We start from the raw sequence: 18,422 nt of genomic DNA on the forward strand, positions 1-18,422 counted from the left end.
GGTTTAAATATTTTGAAGTTCTTGTCATAAGTGTAGTCTCTCTTTCGTTTACACCTATACAATAATTCTTAAATAGACATTATTAATGTCGAATATATTAACAAGTCACCAATGTATCTGTTAAGCCTTACTCTTTTTCGCAGGTCCCATCATAACACGGTCAATGGCTTCATCTAAATCCGTCATTGTAACCTTAGATTCATTTTTACGAACCGCTAAAATAGCACCTTCATTCAATACGTTAGCTAAATCTGCACCAGAGAATCCAGGCGTACGTTTTGCCAAATTTGCAAGTGAAACATCACTCGCCAATTTCTTGTTACGAGCATGTACCTGTAAAATAGCTTCACGCCCCTTAATATCTGGCAAGCTAACAGTAACGCGACGATCGAAACGACCACTACGAAGTAAAGCAGGGTCCAATACGTCTGGACGGTTTGTAGCCGCAATCACAACGATTCCAGCATTATCTGTCATACCATCCATTTCAACCAATAATTGGTTCAATGTTTGTTCACGCTCATCGTTTCCGCCACCCATACCAGCTCCACGCTGACGTCCAACGGCATCGATTTCATCAATAAAAATGATACATGGCGCACTCTTTTGTGCCGTTTTAAACATGTCACGAACACGACTCGCACCTGTTCCGACAAACATTTCAACAAAGTCAGAACCTGAAATCGAGAAGAATGGAACATTGGCTTCTCCAGCTACGGCTTTTGCCAATAAAGTCTTACCAGTTCCTGGAGGACCAACCATCAAGATTCCCTTAGGAATATGTGCTCCCATATCTGTAAATTTCTTTGGTGAACGCAAGTAATCGATAATTTCTTTTACTTCTTCTTTTTCTTCTTCACAACCCGCAACATCTTTAAAACGAACTTTTACATTCGATTCAACACGAGCTTTTGATTTTGCGAATTCAAAGGCTTTATTATTGCCTCCACCGCCCATTTTAGAAAACATGAAGTAGAAGAATACCGCAATAATCAAGAATGGAATGATTTGAGAAAGAATAGAAATCCATACACTTCCTTGGTTTGGATCTTCTACTGTTAGCTTTCCACCATTACGTTGCAAATCCTTTTCCAACTTCTCAATATTCTTTTCTGTTCTTGGAACAATAACCTTGTATCCAACTGTCTTTGAGTTCTGCTCATAAGTACCTTCCAACTGAATAACAGTGGAACTAATTGTCATAGAACTCTTCTTAAAGTCAACTTCATCTACAATTTTCTCAAATTGTGTATAATTCATTTGTACAGTACTGCCCTGTGAACTATAAAAAACTAATGATAATACAATTGATAAAATGAAGATGGTTGGTAAATAATTTAACCACTTCTTCATAATCTTCCTCCTACTGATAAATTTCAGGTTTTAAAACGCCAACAAATGGTAAGTTACGATATTTCTGGTTGTAATCCAATCCGTATCCAACCACAAATTCATTTGGCACCTCAAAACCAACGTAATCCGCTTCAATTTCACAAACACGACGGCTTGGTTTATCTAACAATGTTACACAACGAACATCTAGACAACCTTTATTCTTAAACATTTTCTTTACTTCAACTAAAGTTCTACCTGTATCAATAATATCTTCTACAACTAAAATAGAACGATTCTTACAAGATAGATCCATATCCTTTAAAATACGAACATCTCCAATTGATTCTGTTCCATCGTATGAACTAACGGACATAAAATCAATTTCACATGGAAATTCAAAACGCTTGATTAATTCAGCCATAAAAGGAACGCTTCCCCTTAACAATCCAACTACGATTGGAGTTTCTCCAGATTCCTTATAATCTTCTTCTATTTGATGTGCTAGTTCCACACAACGGTTTTCGATTTCTTCTTCACTTAATAAAATTTTTTCAATATCTTGAGCTATCATATGGTGTTTTTCTCCTTAAGTTACCTAAACATTGTAACATAAACATTTAATCTAGACCATTCATTTTAAAATAGAACTGTTGATTTTGTGAATAATGTTCTACATCACATCCAAGGCCTGGTACGAAAATAACTTTTCCTGCATTATTTTCCACAACCAGCCAATATTTTCGGTATATCTTGCAGATTTTTCGATCCACAAAGAAACGATGTACATTCTTATTTCCAAAACGCATCGAAATTACGTCATTCACTTTAACATGACGCACCACCAAAGGAAAGTCAGATGCCTCCACACTAAAAGACTCAATTGTTTGGCCATGATTCATAATAGAGAATTCTTTATAATCTTTATACTCCAATTCATTCAATGTATAATACACATTCTGTGGTTTTGGCATTAAATACAACTTTTCATTATGCCTTTCCAATAAATGATCCTCTATTTCAATCAGCACATTTCCCTTTAATTGGACACACAACTCTTCCATGTATTTCCTAGAGAAATGATGGCTCAAAGCCTGAAATAAGAAAGTATCTAAATAAAGCCAGCCATCTTCTTGATTCAATAAAGAATCGACATTCCTATTCCAATTCTTTAAAAAATCTTCTATGCCTGCTCTTTTTATTTGCCAAAAATCATTCTCATTTTGAATCTTTAAAATCCATTCTTCCTTTTCATTACGATTCATCTTTTCGATTTGTGTATGACGAATCACATTACGCGTATAGTGATTGGTTAAATTCGATTCATCAATTCCAAAAGAAACGCCATTATCATTACAGTATTGTTGTAATTCACTCTTTGTGAAATTCAGTAAAGGCCGAATGATTTGATATCCATGCCTCACACTCTTTTCTTTTAAGCCATACCAGTCACAAATCATATTTCGATTTTTCTGAAACAAATACGTCTCAATCACATCATCCATCTGATGTGCCACATATAATAATTTCGTATCAAATTCATCTGCCACTTCTTCAAAAAAAGCATAACGAACATCTCTTGCCCATGCCTGAAAATTTCCTTTCTCATGCACCGGATATAAAACACGAACAGGAATATCATATTTTTTACAATATTCCTTCACTATTTTCTCATCCCTATCTGCCGTATCGCGATGTTTATAATTCACATGTGCAACGACAATGTCCTTGCCTTGTTTATTCAATTGATCTAATAAAGCCATGCTGTCAGGTCCACCTGAACAGGCTACTACACATTTTGACATGTTCCTATTATAGCATCATTTGCATAACACATTTTTTTATTTTATCAAACAAGTGAGAATTCGGATCAATATGTGCCTTCACATCAATCACACGCGCCGAATTGATCCATTTCGCATCATTTAAGAATAATACACTCGCCTTATTTAAGCCCTCAATTTCTGGTAAACGCATCAAATGACGCTTTCCCATATGGGATACAGGATCATACGCCCTATGATATGCACTACTATTCCCACTCATAGGTACTACAAATATTTTCCCATTCTTCATTGCCAACACTAAACCAAAATGCTGATAGCCAACCTCACTTAGATAGGCCAATCCAAAATCTGTAAAGCATATGTCACCAACTTTCACATACACCTTAGCTTCTAAACTCGAATACATTTGTTTCCTCTGACAAAAATTCAGTTTAGAAAGCATATAATCATAAACCTCACTTTCATTTAAACCCTCTAACAGTTGTTCTTCAGCAATTCTAGCCTGCGACGTTATTTTCTGTGTGTACTCCGTCGACTTCTTGTTTTTGTACTTTTGCCATTCATTCGGTTCCATAACCCCATTTTAACAAACCAATGTGAAAACAATATTAAAAGTAGGCATTTTAGCCTACTTTTTTGAATATTTTTCGCGATTTTCTTTGAATACGATGCCACAAACCAATTAAAGGATGAAATTTCTCACTAATCATTGCCGATTTCTCAATAAAGATCTCTACCGCCAACAATATAATGACCATAACTAAAAAGCCGATATTTCGATTGATCATATACGCAAAAGCACTCAATCCAAAAAGCGCTGTTAAACCACACATGATAATTACAGTATTACGATGTCCAAATTGGCGCATCAACAAGTGATGAATATGACTCTTGTCCGCCTCCATAAATTTCATACCCTTTAAAGTACGTCTCAAAATAGCGGATAACGTATCAATAATTGGCAGCATCAACAATAAGATAGGCAATGCCAACGTCAAAATCGTACTCGATTTAAATCCAAGCAATGAAATTGCCGAAATCATGAACCCCAAAAACAACGATCCACAATCTCCCATAAAGATACTAGCTGGATGCGCATTATAAACTAAGAAACCCAATGTTCCAAAAGCTAAAATAAAGGCAATGCTTAATAAATCCGAACGTCTTTCGATGATGGCGATAGAACCAATGACCACAAGCACAATAACACTCATACCTCCGGAAAGACCATCTAGACCGTCAATCAGGTTTACCGCATTTGTGATACCGGCTACCCAAATAATCGTAAAGATAAACGAAATAATACCTGTATCAATTTGAATGCCCAAAGGCAAACGAATAATATCTACTGAAATTCCAAAATAAATCAACACCAAAGCCGCAATAACTTCCAACGTTAGTTTAACCAGTGGCTTAATATCGATTAAATCATCAATTAAACCAGTAAAAAACATAATACTGCTTCCAATAACCAAACCTTTGATCTGACGATCCGCCTTCACAAAGATAGCCATCGTTATAATGAATGCCAAATAAATCGCTACACCTCCAATACGCGAAATCTTTCCATGATGGACCGTGCGCTTATTTTCTTTGGCATAAGCCCCACAATAAATAGAATATTGCTTCACCAACGGTGTTAGCACCACTGAAATCAAGAATGGTAATAAAATCATTTTATAATCAATCACGCTGACTTTACCCCCTTTAATGCATCTATCATATCGTATTGTCCTCGTTTTGTACAAAGAACTGGGCAAGATATGTTCTTAGAAATGAATTGTGACGGCCCAAAACAATCCGCCAATCCACCACTCAATTCAATTCCATGCATCAAAAAATGTTCTTGTAAAGAAGCAGGTAGACCATCAAAACAATGTTTTACCCATAATGAAATCTGTGCTGAAACCATCTCGAAGGCTGGCCACAATAGACTTGACTCAATTTGAATCTGATGAAGAATCTGTCTTGAATCAAAGGCATAACACAACAATAAATTGTTTTTTTGTTGCCAAAAAGCTAGACTTGCCATTTCCTTCAAATGTGCCGCATCCATTTTTGTGATAAAACAACCCGTCTTGTTGTAAACAATCCTTTGTATCTGCTCATCAATCTGTGCTCCCGCATAATAAATTGTCTTTGACACAAGCACCTTACCATAAGCACACACATGAATTTCCGTATAAGAATGTCCACTATGCACTAAAAAACAAGAACCTTCTTCTTGTAAAGCATTTAAGTTTGAAATAAATTCAACCTTACGTATGCCACAATCCAAAAACATTTGCTGCCAAAGTTCTCGTTGTCTTTGCGACAACTCCGTAGGAACACTCACAAGCACACTCGGTCTTAATAAGCCATCAAAGGCATGTAGTTCGTTTAACCCCTTCTGAACCAAAGGTTCAATTGAATGAAGAATTTGACCATGTGATATAGGATATTGAATTTGTATCGTATCCAGATCCTTATATAAATAGGCAAGCGCCTGATCCGATACGCCCAGTGTTTCTTTTCCTTTTTTTGCGATTATTGTTTTTAAAACAATTTGTTTCTGTGTAGAAAAATCATAAAACCGTGCAAGATACGCCCCCATATCCAGGGCAATCCACTTATCAAGCAAAGCCATTATAGATTGTTAATTGTAAAATCGCCTGACTTGAAATGTACGCAAGACAAAGCGATAAAAGAAACATTAAAATCTGCACTTTCTTAGGATTTTTTACACTACACACCTTTTCAAACTGAATACTTGAAATCGCATAAAAGCTTAAACCAAAACACGCAAAGAATACTAAATAAGAAATTACAGAAGTTGCCATATTAGCCTCCTACATGAACAATTTGAACAAAATTATACTTTTCCTTCAATTGCTCACATGCACTTAAAATCACTTCTTCATCCACACTGAATCCCAACATACTTGAACCAGATCCAGACATCAATATACGTACTAAACCTGCATCTTCCATATCCATTTTCACTTGTTCTAATTCAGGCTCAATCTCAAAGGCAATTGGCTCCAATGAATTTGCCATAGTCTGATATAAAAGATCCATGTTCTCTTCTCGAATACTCGACTCTACTAAATCAACATCCGGATGAAAAGGACGAGACTCTTTCCATTTAGAAAATGCATTCGCAGTAGAAATTCCAAAATCCGGTTTTACAACCACAATATCAAATTCCCAATCACTTTCAATCGGCGTGATTTTTTCTCCAATACCCTTTACTCTAGCCCATTTATCATGAATACAGAAAGGAACATCCGCCCCCACTTGTTTTGTGATTTCATAAAGATTTTCTTCCGTTTCCTCAATACCTTCCATCTTTAAAACCGCCTTACATACAGCAGCTGCATCCGCACTTCCGCCACCAAGGCCTGCCTGAGCTGGAATGTGCTTCTTGATAGATACTTTGAAACAAGAATCTAAGTGATAGGTATCCTTTAAAACTTGAAGCATCTTTGAAACCGTATTGTTCTCTGGTAATTTCATACCTTCACATTCAACTACATCAAAATCATTTTTTTCTATCTCAATCTCATCATAAATTGAAATAGGTACCATGATCATGTCTAAAGAATGATACCCATTATCCATTCTTTTTACGACATCTAATGCTAGATTAATTTTTGCCCTTGCCTGTACTTTCATAGGTCACCTCATATAATCGAATAAAATCCTCTAACGTACACTGTTGCGCACGCGTACTAGGATCAATATTTACTTTTTCTAACAATTCTTTTGCCAGAGCCTTATCTTTCACAAAATTCTGAAAGTTATTATAAATAGTTTTTCTTCTTTGCGCAAAACAAGCTTTTACCAAATCGAAGAAATAATTCTCATCTTCTAAATGATACTTGTGATGGAAAGAAAATTGAATAACCATCGAATCTACATTGGGACTTGGCCAAAATACTCTTCTTGATACGTCCATGACTTTTTTCACATCACAACGATATTGCGTAATTACGCTCAACGCATTGTATTCCTTATCGTTTTCGTGTGCCAAGAAACGTTCTCCCACTTCTTTTTGCATCATAACCGTAATTCTTTCAATCTCTTCATTTGCCTCAAACAATTTAAATAAGATTGGCGTTGTGATGTAGTAAGGAAGATTCGACGCGAAAACTACCTTTTGACCAGGCTTTCTAAATTCACGAATTTTTTCATCAATATCCACCTTTAAGATGTCTTCTAATACTATATGTAAATGATCAAAACCAATCTCATTCTCTAATACAACCGGCAATCTTTCATCAATCTCAAAAGCTACAACCTGATTACTTTTTTCACATAAAAACTGTGTTAAAGCCCCAATTCCAGGACCAATCTCAAAAACCAATTCATCTCTTGATTGAATTGCTGCATTGGCAATCTTTTCAACAACACCCGGTTCAATAATAAAATTCTGTCCAAAGCTTTTCTTTGTGAAAACCTTATACTTTTCTTGAATCTCTTTTGTCTTTTTTACTGTCGCAATCGCCTGTTTCATGAAAGACTCCTTTCTTCTATCTCTTCTTTTGTCACATTCATCTGATTTAAACGCTTAAAACATGTTTTCGCATTACAAGGACCAATATGAAAATCTTCACACACTTGAAAGCGCAAATCTTTGTTTCCAACTAAGCCTAAATCAATAAAGTCTTGCCAACTTAATACTTCATCTTTATTCTCAAACGTTACATAATGACATAGGGCATCCCACAAATCTTCTTTACTTGCATGCTCTACACCCACTTTTTTAGGTGTTTTCGCCTTTTCTTTATTAATAAACGCATGTTTACATCCTGGCACACTACTGCCAATCAATCTACGTATATGTTCTCCTGGCGTATCTGGATCTGTAAAAATAATCACACCTCTTGTCTTTTGAGCCTGTCTAACACGTTCAATCGTTTTCTCGTTGACCTGGTCTCCACCCGTTTCAATCGTGTCACAATCAAAAAAAGACTGCAACGTGTTTGTATCATTTTTTCCTTCAACGACAATAATTTCTTTAATATGCTGCTTCATCTGTCTCCACCACATGTTTTGATGTAAAACCAGCACCATGTACCTGATGCACATCATTCACAATAATAAATGCTTTTGGATCAATCTCTAAAACACTTGACTCTAATAATGGATATTGTTTCTGCTTAATAACACACATCAACACGGGCTTAGGCGCTTGTGTATAGCCACCACTTCCATCTAGAATCGTTACACCACGATCCACTGTCTCTAATAAAATACGACGAATCTGTTTCCACTCTGTCGATATAATCATAACATTTTTTGCGGATTGCATGCCTAGCATTACTGTTTTATCGATTGCGACACCACAAACAAACACAGACATAATACCAATCAATGCTGGTGTTAAACCATGTGTAACCACACCCAATAAAACTGTTAAGCCATCTACGATCATTACACTGGTTCCTTCAGGAATCTTCAAGTATTTATGTAAAATCAAAGCTAAGATATCCATACCACCCGTACTTGAATTAACTCTAAACACTAAACCTAAACCAATCCCCACAAGAACTCCGGCATAGATTGTAGCCACATAAGCTGGCATCACAAATGTATCTTTAGGAAACATTGTAGCAACCTGTGATAAACCTGTTACAAAAACCGGATATACAATTGTAGAAATCACAGATTTCATCGCAAACTGCTTTCCTAATAAAAGAGCTCCCAATATAAATAATCCAATTGTTAAACCATCAATCATCAAAACTGTATCAATCGGAAAAACTGGATGTAATGCGACAGCCACACCAGCTACACCACCTGTTAATATATTATTAGGAAGTATAAAAAAGGAAACTGAACATGCGACCACAAAGTTTCCAAGTATAATCATTATTAAATCATGTATTTTATTTTTGCTCATATGCATACCTCTTCTAGCCTACATGATTATATCATTTTTTTTATGTTTCGTTTTCAAAAATATCGCTTGCAAAAAATGCACTTTATCCTTATAATAGTTCGGGTTATATAAGTTCATGATATGGTTGAACGTTCATACCTACTACCGAAAACAGTAGACTATAGCCTTCAAATAGGAGGAAAATAAAATGCAATACGATATCATTATTATTGGTGCTGGGCCTGGAGGAATTTTCTCAGCCTACGAATTATTAAAGAGTAAACCTGAATTAAAAATTGGTGTTTTTGAAGCAGGAGCACCATTAAACAAAAGAAAATGTCCAATTGACGGAAAGAACATCAAATCATGTATCCATTGTAAATCATGTGCCATCATGAACGGTTTTGGTGGAGCCGGTGCCTTCAGTGATGGAAAATATAATATCACAAATGAATTTGGTGGAAATCTATACGAATATGTAGGTGAACAAGAAGCTATCGATTTAATGGAATATGTGGATGAAATCAACTGCAAGATGGGCGGAGAAAAAACTCGTCTATATGCAAACTCAGATGCTGCTATCGCCAAAAAATGTCTTCAAAATGATCTTCACTTATTAAAAGCGAAAGTTCGTCACTTAGGAACTGACATTAACTATGTAGTACTTGAAAACTTATACAATGAATTAAAAGACAAAGCCGAATTCCATTTCTATAAACACATTGACATGGTAAACAAAATCGAAGATGGATATGAAGTCGTTTGTGGAGATGAAACATATACATCTACACAATGTATTATTTCTACAGGCCGTTCAGGAAGTAAATGGATGGAATCTGTATGCTCAAACTTAGGCATTGAAACAAAGAGTGATCGTGTAGACATTGGTGTTCGTGTTGAACTAAATGCCGATACATTCTCAGAATTAACAGACTCATTGTATGAATCTAAAATCGTATATCGTTCAAAGAAATATCAAGATCGCGTTCGTACATTCTGTATGAACCCTAGAGGTGTTGTCGTAAACGAAAACACAAACGGAATCATCACTGTAAATGGTCACAGCTATGAAGATCCAGCTCGTTTCACAAACAACACAAACTTTGCCTTATTAGTATCAAATCATTTCACAGAACCCTTCTCACAAAGTAACCAATATGGTGAAAGTATTGCCCGCCTATCAAACATGTTAGGTGGTGGCGTTATCGTTCAACGCTTTGGCGACCTGATTCGTGGACAACGTTCAACTCCAAGTCGTATTGCACAAGGATTCGTAACTCCTACATTGAAGGCTACACCAGGAGACTTATCTCTAGTTATCCCTAAACGTCAATTAGATGACATTATTGAAATGATCTATGCACTTGATAAAGTATGTCCATCAACAGCTAGTGATGACACATTACTATATGGTGTTGAAGTTAAATTCTACAACATGCAAGTAAAAGTAGATAAAAACTTAGAAACAAAACACAAAGGACTATTCGTTATTGGAGACTGTTCAGGTGTAACACACTCATTAAGTCATGCCAGTGCATCTGGTGTATATGTCGCAAGACACATTACAGAAAATCTATAATACAACACAAAGTGGATCAAATGATCCACTTTTTTTCATTAACTACACAGTTAATAACTCTCGAGTTAATAATAATGATGGTATAATAATCTAGGTGATAATTTATGATACAAATTCCAGACAACAGTACAATATTAGCTCCGGCTACCTTACATTTATCTTTATACAAAGAAATTTTAAAACAAAAAAAAGATTGCCTTGGCATACAAGTTTTAACCTTGTCTAGCTGGCTATCTTCTTTTTATCATGGACAAAATAAATCTGACATTGAAATTCTTTATTTATACAAAGATGCTTTAAAGAATATCTCTCTTTCCAATGCCTTCTATTCCAGTAAAGAAGACTATGACTTTTTAAATGCCTGTCTAGACTTTATAAAAATGGCAAAAACCTATCAGATTCATGATTTTCCTTGTTCAACCCAAAAAGAAAAAGATTTACATGAAATCTTAAATCTTCTGTATCCAATTCAACTCAAAGAAGACCAAACGCAAGAAGTCCTTTCAAGTTTACCAGATTTAGAAAACATCTATATCCTAAAAAAAGAATACTCTCAATTAGACAGTTACTGGATTCAAGTGTTGATTGATCATGGTGCAAAATGGCTCGGCGATAAGCAACTATTGACAACACACTACTATAGTGTTGCCAACGCACGCAAACAAATGGAAGTCATCGCAAATCTTATTATTGAAAATGACTATTCAGCCGATGATATTTTCATTGCCCTAAACAACCCAAGTGACATCAATGTTTTAACCCAGATTCTTACAGCACATAAGATCCCATTCACAACTATACAAGAAGTTCATACTACATCTATATATAACGAGTGGATCCATTATTTAACATGGGCTAAAGATATGGATTTAAAAAGTTTTTTAAACGTAGTTCAAGCCTTATATCCAAATGACAATTATCTCATGCAATATTACACATTGTTCCCTGAACAATTTTTAAAATTTGAGCCTTTCTTAACTACACTTCCATACAAAGATAATGAAATCATTGATTCCTACCAATTCACATCCTACCAAAAATTAGAACAAGACACTTTAAAATGGATACACGATCATGCCTTCTTATTTGATGCATACGATTTTATCAAGATGGCCAAACATATTCAAAATCTACATGAACAAGTCACAAAAGAAGATTTGAATGCCTTCAACGATGTCATGTCACTTATCCAAGATGTGCATTCACACATTCATAATGCGAATGATTTAAACATCTTGATTCACCAAATCCAAAATCTTTCTGCCAATCAGAAAGCCAATTCCATTGAAGGGGTATTCATTGGATCTAGACAAGACATCACAAATTTAAGGCCCATCGTCTTTTTAACTGGCACAAATGCCAGTGCATTTCCTGCTTTAAAGTTACATACTGGAATCTTTGATGAGGCCTATGTACAAAACACGGATTTACCAAATCTTGAAACACGTATTCAAAACCAGCAGGCACAAATCTTTGACTGTTTATCTTTGTGTGAAATTCTTTATGTATTCTATCCACAAAGTGATTATCAAGGAAAAAATTATGAACCAAGTTCCGACATAGAAAATTGGCTCCAACAAAAAGCTGAGTTTATCACTACGCCCGATTCTTTTAATTGGACTACCCCAAATATCGATTTAAATGAAACAACAGCTAAATCCATATTCTTTAAGGATGATCATTTTAAAGGATCAATTTCAAGACTCGAATCCTATGCACGATGCCCTTTTTCCCATGCACTAAAATACGGCTTATATTTAAAAGAAAAAGAAGACATCACAGACATTCGAATTCGTGGAAGCATATTACATCATGTTCTAGAAGTGATTTCTAAAGATAGACAAGAATATACTTCTTTATCCAAAAAAGAAATTCATCACTATGTTGAAAATGAATTTTCCTTCGCAAAAAAAGTGCTTTTACAACAAGTTCCATGGTTTGATTCTCAAATTGAAGAAATCACAGAAAAACTTATGTTGATTTTTGAACAACTACATAATTTTGAATCCAACTGGCACATGAACATGGATAAACAAGAACATAAATTCTCTTATTCCTACCCATGGAATGAATATACCATTGATTTATATGGCTATATTGACCGAATCGACAGTTCAAACACATCTTTTTGTATTTTTGACTATAAATCAAGTGATAAAGATATTAAAATTGATGACTTTGAAAAAGGATTATCTTTACAGTTAGCCACATATACGTTAGCTTACGAAAAAGAATCTGGTTTGATCCCTGTAGGATGTTTCTATATTGCACTAAAGACAACCCCAGAAACACTCACTTATGGAAAATTAAATTATCGCAAAAAAATCCCCGAACTCACTGTGAACGATGAAAAAGATATTGCGGATACATTTAAAGTCAACCGAAGATTAAATGGATGGCACTTTAGTGATGCGAGCATTTATTGTGATGACATAAAACGGTACATGCCTGTAAAAAGAGCCAATCCAAGTTTAGAAACCATCAAAAAGGAATGGACTCAAGTCGTTGACAGTCTTTTAGAGGACATTAAAAGTGGACAAGCCCTACCTAATCACGTCCAAGATGCATGTAAATTCTGTGCTTACAGATCTATTTGTCGAAATTCAGCGAATGAAGTTGAACCAATGCTTCGTGTAGAAAAGGAGGAAGAATAAACATGGATTTTTCAATTCCCCAACAAAAAGCCATTGACATTCGAGATACAAATGTCGTTGTCTCTGCCAGTGCCGGAAGTGGTAAAACAGCTGTTTTAGTAGAACGTTTATGTCAGCTTGTATTAAAAGACCACATTTCAATCGATTCTATCCTGGCAATGACTTTCACAAAGGATGCGGCAGCTGAAATGAAGGCACGTCTTCTTTCCAAATTAAAAGAGCAACCAAAAACAGAATATATCCTTCAACAGATGGCTCTACTTGAAACAGCCAGTATTTCTACTATTGATAGTTTCTGCTTATCGATTGTACAAAATTATTACTATAAGATTCCTATTTCTTATACGATGTCCAAACAAACGGCATCCTCAGCCCAAACGCGCATCGCCTTTGACAACGCCTACAAACATGCGATTCAAGATTTAAACTTAGCTGCATACACAAAATTAAAAATGTATTTTCTCTCTTTTGGAAAAACAGAAGAAGACATTCAAAAATACATTGAAGATATTTTGGCAATCCTCAACTCTAAATCCGAAGAAGACGCAAAGACATGGATTAAAAACATTCAAGATTCATATACATATTTAAGTCCAGAATTAATGGAATATGCATTGAAATACTTTCATAATCATTGTCTTGCGATGACTGAAATATTAGATGAAGTAATCGATCAAATCGCAAATCCTGAAGATTATGAAGTCAAAAAGGACTATTTATCAAAGTGTTTAGATGCCAATTCGTATTCAAGTTTTAAAGCTCAATTTGAATTGTATTTAAAAAATACCATCGGTTTTAAGAAGACAATTGATAAGGTGGATTACTCAAAATATCAAACTTCTTTTAAAGATCATGAAACAAAGATCGTAGAAAACTTATTTGATGAAGAATTCTATTTAAAGGACATTCAAAATCATAAAGCTTTAGTAGATACCTTATTTGAATTAACCCATAAAGTAAAGTTATACTTTCAATTAGAAAAGAAAAAAATGGAAGTGATTGACTTTAATGATATGGAGCACTTTGCGTATCAACTCCTTCAAGATCCGATGATCAAAGAAGAAATGTACAATAAATATCAGATGATTCTAGTAGATGAATTCCAGGATACCAATGAACTTCAAGAAAAAATCATTGCGTCTTTTTGCCATGAAAACAACGTATTTAGAGTGGGTGACATTAAACAATCCATCTATGGTTTTAGACAAGCCAATCCAAAAATAATGCAGGACTGGATGAAAAAGGAAGATATCAACAACACTCCTTTATTATTGCAGGAAAACTATCGTTCCAATGCGAGTGTTATTCAATTCAACAATGATTTTTATAGTAAGATCATGAACAATGAATTATTGGGAAAACAATTTGAAGAGATTGATATTGCCAATGTAGGTACGAAAGGACAAATGGAAAGTCCTCAATATCCAGTTCGTTTCTTATATACAGAATATAAAGATGAAGAAGGCAACAAAGCTACCATCAAAAAGAATCACAATGAGAATCGTTTTGATCTGATTGCACAAGATATTATCGAAAAGCACAAAGCAGGCATGCCCTATAAATCTATGTGTGTGTTAACTCGTAATCATGCGCCTCAAGAAAAACTGAAAACAGTTTTTGAGGCCTACAACATTCCAGCTATGATTACCATTGATCATGGATTCTACACAAATTCTGCCATTCAAATTGTACTTTCTACTTTAAAAGCTTTAGAAGATTTAACCGACGACATTGCGTTATGTGCTTCTTTAATGTCCCCATTATTTAATGTATCTTTTTCTCAAATTGCGAAGTGTTGCATTGGAAAAGAAAAAGGCACATCTTTATATATGAGTATTAAAAACGAAGATTTCATGAAGCCTTTCTTTGAATTATATGTAAATAGAAATCAAACGATTGTACAACTGCTACAATATATCTATGCCTATAATAATTTCTATTATGCTTCTACAACCATTCAAGACAAGAACAACTTGGATTATTTATTAGAATTAGCAACCCAGTATGAAAATCAGAGTGACATCCATGGTTTTGTCCTACAACTATCTAAAGATGCAACGCAAGATCAAACTCAGGAAGCAAGCTTGTATGGCAAAGAAGATGATGTAGTTCAAGTAAAGACAATGCATCAATCTAAAGGTTTACAATTCCCTGTTGTATATATTCTTTCGCAACATGAACAAAGAGATAAACATGAAAGTTCATGCATCTTACTTGATTCAATATTAGGATTATCTTTAAAAGGCTTAAGTAATGATTATAAATATAAGTACAATTCAATATATCATTTGGCTCTACAAACAAAAAAAGAATTGGATGATCTTGCAGAAGAAATGCGTGTATTCTATGTGGCGACAACACGCCCTCAAAAAGAATTGGTCATTGTAGATGCGATTGAAAGCATTGAAGATTTTTATAGTCCATTAAACGCCTATACTCTATTAGAAGATGAGAGTTATACAGGATGGCTTTTACATACATATGCCAATACGAGTGATTCTCTAGTGGTTTTTGATAAAAAACAAGAATTGTATGAAAGACCATTAAAAGTGCGTCAAAATAATAAGTCTTACAAGCTTCCTGTCTACACGAAAACATCCGATGTGTTCTCGAGTCAGACGGCTAGTGGGGCCAAAATGAAATTAGACTGGAAAGAGATTTCTCTTACTAAAAATATAGGAACACTACGTGGTACTTTATTCCATGAAATTGTGGCGCAATGTTCATATCCTTATCAACAAGAAGAAATTCTTTCTTATGCGAATTCTTATGGATATGCTTTAAAGGATTATGATATCAAACAGATTCTAGCTTTAAATTCGAATGCACTCTATGCTTCTTGGATGAACGAAAAGCATGTATTTGAACAAAGCTATATTATTAAAGAAAAAAAACAAGTCGTTCATGGATTTATGGACTTAGTTATCTATAAAGAAGATGAGATAATTATCATTGATTTTAAAACAGATGCCACGGATAACGAAAATAAATTAATTGATATGTATGCGGCTCAGCTTCAAACTTATAAACATTCAATGGAAAGAATAACGGATTTACCGATAAAAACGTATATTTATGCTTTTTCTCTATTTAAATGCATCCTTTTATAAAAACTTATGCTACAATAGAGGGGTCTTTTAAAAAAAAGAGAAGGAGAGAGAATCGTGGAAAAATTCTTTAAATTGAACGAGAAAGGTTCAAACGTTAAGACAGAACTTATTGCTGGTCTTACAACATTCTTGGCTATGGCCTACATTCTTGGGGTTAACCCTGCAGTATTGGCAGATGCTGGTATGGACAAGGCATCTGTATTCCTTGCGACAGCTATTTCTGCTGGTGTGGCAAGTATCATTATGGGACTTGTTGCCAACTACCCAGTTGCATTAGCTTCTGGTATGGGTGTAAACGCATTGTTCGCCTACACAATCTGTGGACAAATGGGCTTTAGCTGGGCAGCTGCATTAAGTGCTGTATTCATTTCAGGTGTTATCTTTATTATTATTTCTGTTACTGGCGTTCGTAAAGCTATTATCAACGCAATTCCAGTACAATTAAAATTGGCAATCGGAGCCGGAATCGGTTTCTTCATTGCGTTTGTTGGTTTAAAAAATGCGGGTATTATTGTAGCTAGTCCTTCAACATTTGTAACAATTGGAAACTTAACAGATCCAACTGTATTACTTGCGATTGTTGGATTGTTGATCACAATTGCGTTAGTTATTAAAAATGTTCCTGCAGCCGTTTTCGTAGGTATGATTATCACTGCTGTGATTGGAATCATCCTTGGATTCATGGGAATGGCTGGTATGCCTACTTTACCTGAACATTTCATTTCGTTTGATTTTGAATTACAAGCTTTCGGAGCTTGCTTCTCAGGAATTTCTGAATTATTCGCAAATCCGTTCCAAGCTTTCGTAGTTATTTTCTCATTCTTATTCGTTGACTTCTTTGATACAGCTGGAACACTTGTTGCGATTGGTAACCGTATTGGTTTGATCAACGATAAAGGTGAATTAGAAAATGCTGAACAAGCATTGCTTGCTGATGCGGTTGGTACAGTATTTGGTGCAGTTTTAGGTACTAGTACAGTAACTAGCTTTGTTGAATCTAGTTCTGGTGTTGGTGTTGGTGGACGTACAGGTTTAACTGCGTGCACATCTGGTGTTTGCTTCTTACTAGCCGTATTCTTATCACCACTTATCTTAAGTACCGTTACGAACGCAGTTACTGCACCAGCACTGATTGTTGTTGGTATTATGATGGCACAGCAGTTAAAAGGTATTGACTGGGATGACATGATTTTTGCCGCTGCTGGTTTTGTCACTGTTATTATGATGATCTTGATGTATTCTATTTCAAATGGTATCGCATGCGGATTCATCGTTTATACAATTGCCATGATTGCAGCTGGTAAAGCTAAAGAAGTTCACCCAACTGTTTGGGCATTAATGATCATCTTCGTGTTGTACTTCGCTACACCTTACATTATGTAAAAGAAAAAGTCGGCTTTCCGACTTTTTTAATACTTATTATCTTTTTCATATTGATTTTCAAAGGCATTCTTAAATGTGAGGATGCCTTTTTTTGCATCATAAAATGAAGCAAGTAATCGTACTGTTTCTTCTGTACTCATCTTCGACGTATTGATCATCAATGTATAGTTACGTGGATTGCCCCATTTTTGATTGGTATAGAATTCATAAAATCTAGATCTTTGTGCATCTTTTTCCTGCACAATTTTCTTGGCTTGTTTGGCAGGCACTTGATATTCATCAATCGACCATTGAATACGTTCTTCTACATCACTGTAACAGAATACAGAAATAACATCCGGATTGTCTTTTAAAATATAATCGGCACATCTTCCTACAATAACAGCATCTTCTCTTTGGGAAATCTTTTGAATAAAATCACTTGCCATATCATAGATTTGTGTATTCACACTTAATTCTGTAATATTTCTAAGTCCTAAAAGGCCTTTAGATTCTATCGTAAATAAGCCATTCGCATCTTGATTCTGGTCTTTAAAGAAGTCAGCGCAAACTCCCATATTTACTGCAATTTTCTCCAAAATTTGTTTGGCTTAACAGATACATTGGTGACTTGTTAATATATTCGACATTAATAATGTCTATTTAAGAATTATTGTATAGGTGTAAACGAAAGAGAGACTACACTTATGACAAGAACTTCAAAATATTTAAACC

Annotated in this window: 15 protein-coding genes, 1 pseudogene and 1 riboswitch; of the genes and pseudogenes, 4 read left to right on the forward strand and 12 right to left on the reverse strand. The window is 35.0% G+C overall.

The annotated features are described in order from the left end of the window. Positions 1 to 126: 126 nt before the first annotated feature. The 11 genes and pseudogenes from FYJ55_RS07670 to FYJ55_RS07720 all read right to left on the reverse strand — a co-directional run. A pseudogene (locus FYJ55_RS07670) lies at positions 127 to 1,353 on the reverse strand (ATP-dependent metallopeptidase FtsH/Yme1/Tma family protein); the annotation flags it as partial. Positions 1,354 to 1,363: 10 nt separating this feature from the next. Further along, positions 1,364 to 1,906 carry a hypoxanthine phosphoribosyltransferase gene (gene hpt / locus FYJ55_RS07675; RefSeq protein WP_154556336.1) on the reverse strand — a complete coding sequence of 181 codons (543 nt, stop codon included), beginning with the start codon at positions 1,904 to 1,906 and terminating at the stop codon, positions 1,364 to 1,366. A 46-nt stretch (positions 1,907 to 1,952) separates the two neighbouring features. Then, positions 1,953 to 3,137, reverse strand: a complete 1,185-nt coding sequence (gene tilS, locus FYJ55_RS07680; protein ID WP_117571752.1) for a tRNA lysidine(34) synthetase TilS — start codon at positions 3,135 to 3,137, stop codon at positions 1,953 to 1,955. A gap of 7 nt (positions 3,138 to 3,144) precedes the next feature. Beyond that, the gene (locus tag FYJ55_RS07685) at positions 3,145 to 3,693 is read right to left on the reverse strand and encodes a hypothetical protein (RefSeq protein WP_117571751.1); all 549 of its coding nucleotides are present in this window, start codon (positions 3,691 to 3,693) and stop codon (positions 3,145 to 3,147) included. A gap of 49 nt (positions 3,694 to 3,742) precedes the next feature. Next, complete coding sequence (locus FYJ55_RS07690) at positions 3,743 to 4,810, reverse strand: MraY family glycosyltransferase (RefSeq protein ID WP_270473748.1); 1,068 nt, start codon at positions 4,808 to 4,810, stop codon at positions 3,743 to 3,745. Then, positions 4,807 to 5,712 (reverse strand): rod shape-determining protein, encoded by a 906-nt coding sequence (locus FYJ55_RS07695; RefSeq protein WP_195836701.1) that lies wholly within the window; start codon positions 5,710 to 5,712, stop codon positions 4,807 to 4,809. The genes FYJ55_RS07690 and FYJ55_RS07695 overlap by 4 nt, the downstream gene beginning before the upstream one ends. A 19-nt stretch (positions 5,713 to 5,731) precedes the next feature. Further along, entirely contained in the window at positions 5,732 to 5,938 is a 207-nt protein-coding gene (locus tag FYJ55_RS07700; RefSeq protein WP_154556337.1) for a DUF1146 domain-containing protein, read from the reverse strand. 1 nt (position 5,939) lies between these two features. Next, positions 5,940 to 6,773: a 4-(cytidine 5'-diphospho)-2-C-methyl-D-erythritol kinase gene (gene ispE, locus FYJ55_RS07705; protein WP_154556338.1), complete on the reverse strand. Its 834-nt coding sequence runs from the start codon at positions 6,771 to 6,773 to the stop codon at positions 5,940 to 5,942. After that, positions 6,745 to 7,614 carry a 16S rRNA (adenine(1518)-N(6)/adenine(1519)-N(6))-dimethyltransferase RsmA gene (gene rsmA, locus FYJ55_RS07710; protein ID WP_154556339.1) on the reverse strand — a complete coding sequence of 290 codons (870 nt, stop codon included), beginning with the start codon at positions 7,612 to 7,614 and terminating at the stop codon, positions 6,745 to 6,747. The genes ispE and rsmA overlap by 29 nt, the downstream gene beginning before the upstream one ends. Further along, positions 7,611 to 8,135: a ribonuclease M5 gene (gene rnmV / locus FYJ55_RS07715; protein ID WP_154556340.1), complete on the reverse strand. Its 525-nt coding sequence runs from the start codon at positions 8,133 to 8,135 to the stop codon at positions 7,611 to 7,613. The genes rsmA and rnmV overlap by 4 nt, the downstream gene beginning before the upstream one ends. Beyond that, on the reverse strand, positions 8,119 to 9,003 hold the full coding sequence (locus FYJ55_RS07720) for a YitT family protein (RefSeq protein WP_118114751.1): 885 nt from the start codon (positions 9,001 to 9,003) through the stop codon (positions 8,119 to 8,121). The genes rnmV and FYJ55_RS07720 overlap by 17 nt, the downstream gene beginning before the upstream one ends. An 83-nt stretch (positions 9,004 to 9,086) precedes the next feature. Then, positions 9,087 to 9,184, forward strand: a riboswitch (purine riboswitch). A 6-nt stretch (positions 9,185 to 9,190) separates the two neighbouring features. On the opposite strand from FYJ55_RS07720, the gene FYJ55_RS07725 reads away from it, so the two are divergent. The 4 genes from FYJ55_RS07725 to FYJ55_RS07740 all read left to right on the forward strand — a co-directional run bounded on the left by FYJ55_RS07725 (position 9,191) and on the right by FYJ55_RS07740 (position 17,708). Further along, on the forward strand, positions 9,191 to 10,561 hold the full coding sequence (locus FYJ55_RS07725; protein ID WP_154556341.1) for an NAD(P)/FAD-dependent oxidoreductase: 1,371 nt from the start codon (positions 9,191 to 9,193) through the stop codon (positions 10,559 to 10,561). Between the two features lie 104 nt (positions 10,562 to 10,665). Next, positions 10,666 to 13,215, forward strand: coding sequence for a PD-(D/E)XK nuclease family protein (locus FYJ55_RS07730; RefSeq protein WP_154556342.1), 2,550 nt, complete (start codon positions 10,666 to 10,668; stop codon positions 13,213 to 13,215). Between the two features lie 2 nt (positions 13,216 to 13,217). Further along, positions 13,218 to 16,325, forward strand: a complete 3,108-nt coding sequence (locus FYJ55_RS07735) for a UvrD-helicase domain-containing protein (protein ID WP_154556343.1) — start codon at positions 13,218 to 13,220, stop codon at positions 16,323 to 16,325. Between the two features lie 51 nt (positions 16,326 to 16,376). Further along, positions 16,377 to 17,708: an NCS2 family permease gene (locus FYJ55_RS07740; RefSeq protein WP_270499818.1), complete on the forward strand. Its 1,332-nt coding sequence runs from the start codon at positions 16,377 to 16,379 to the stop codon at positions 17,706 to 17,708. 26 nt (positions 17,709 to 17,734) lie between these two features. Here the strand turns inward: FYJ55_RS07740 and FYJ55_RS07745 are convergent, their stop codons facing one another. After that, positions 17,735 to 18,286, reverse strand: coding sequence for a cytidylate kinase-like family protein (locus FYJ55_RS07745; RefSeq protein ID WP_154556344.1), 552 nt, complete (start codon positions 18,284 to 18,286; stop codon positions 17,735 to 17,737). Positions 18,287 to 18,422 lie beyond the last annotated feature (136 nt).

The organism is Holdemanella porci (assembly GCF_009696075.1).
Taxonomy (GTDB): domain Bacteria; phylum Bacillota_I; class Bacilli_A; order Erysipelotrichales; family Erysipelotrichaceae; genus Holdemanella; species Holdemanella porci.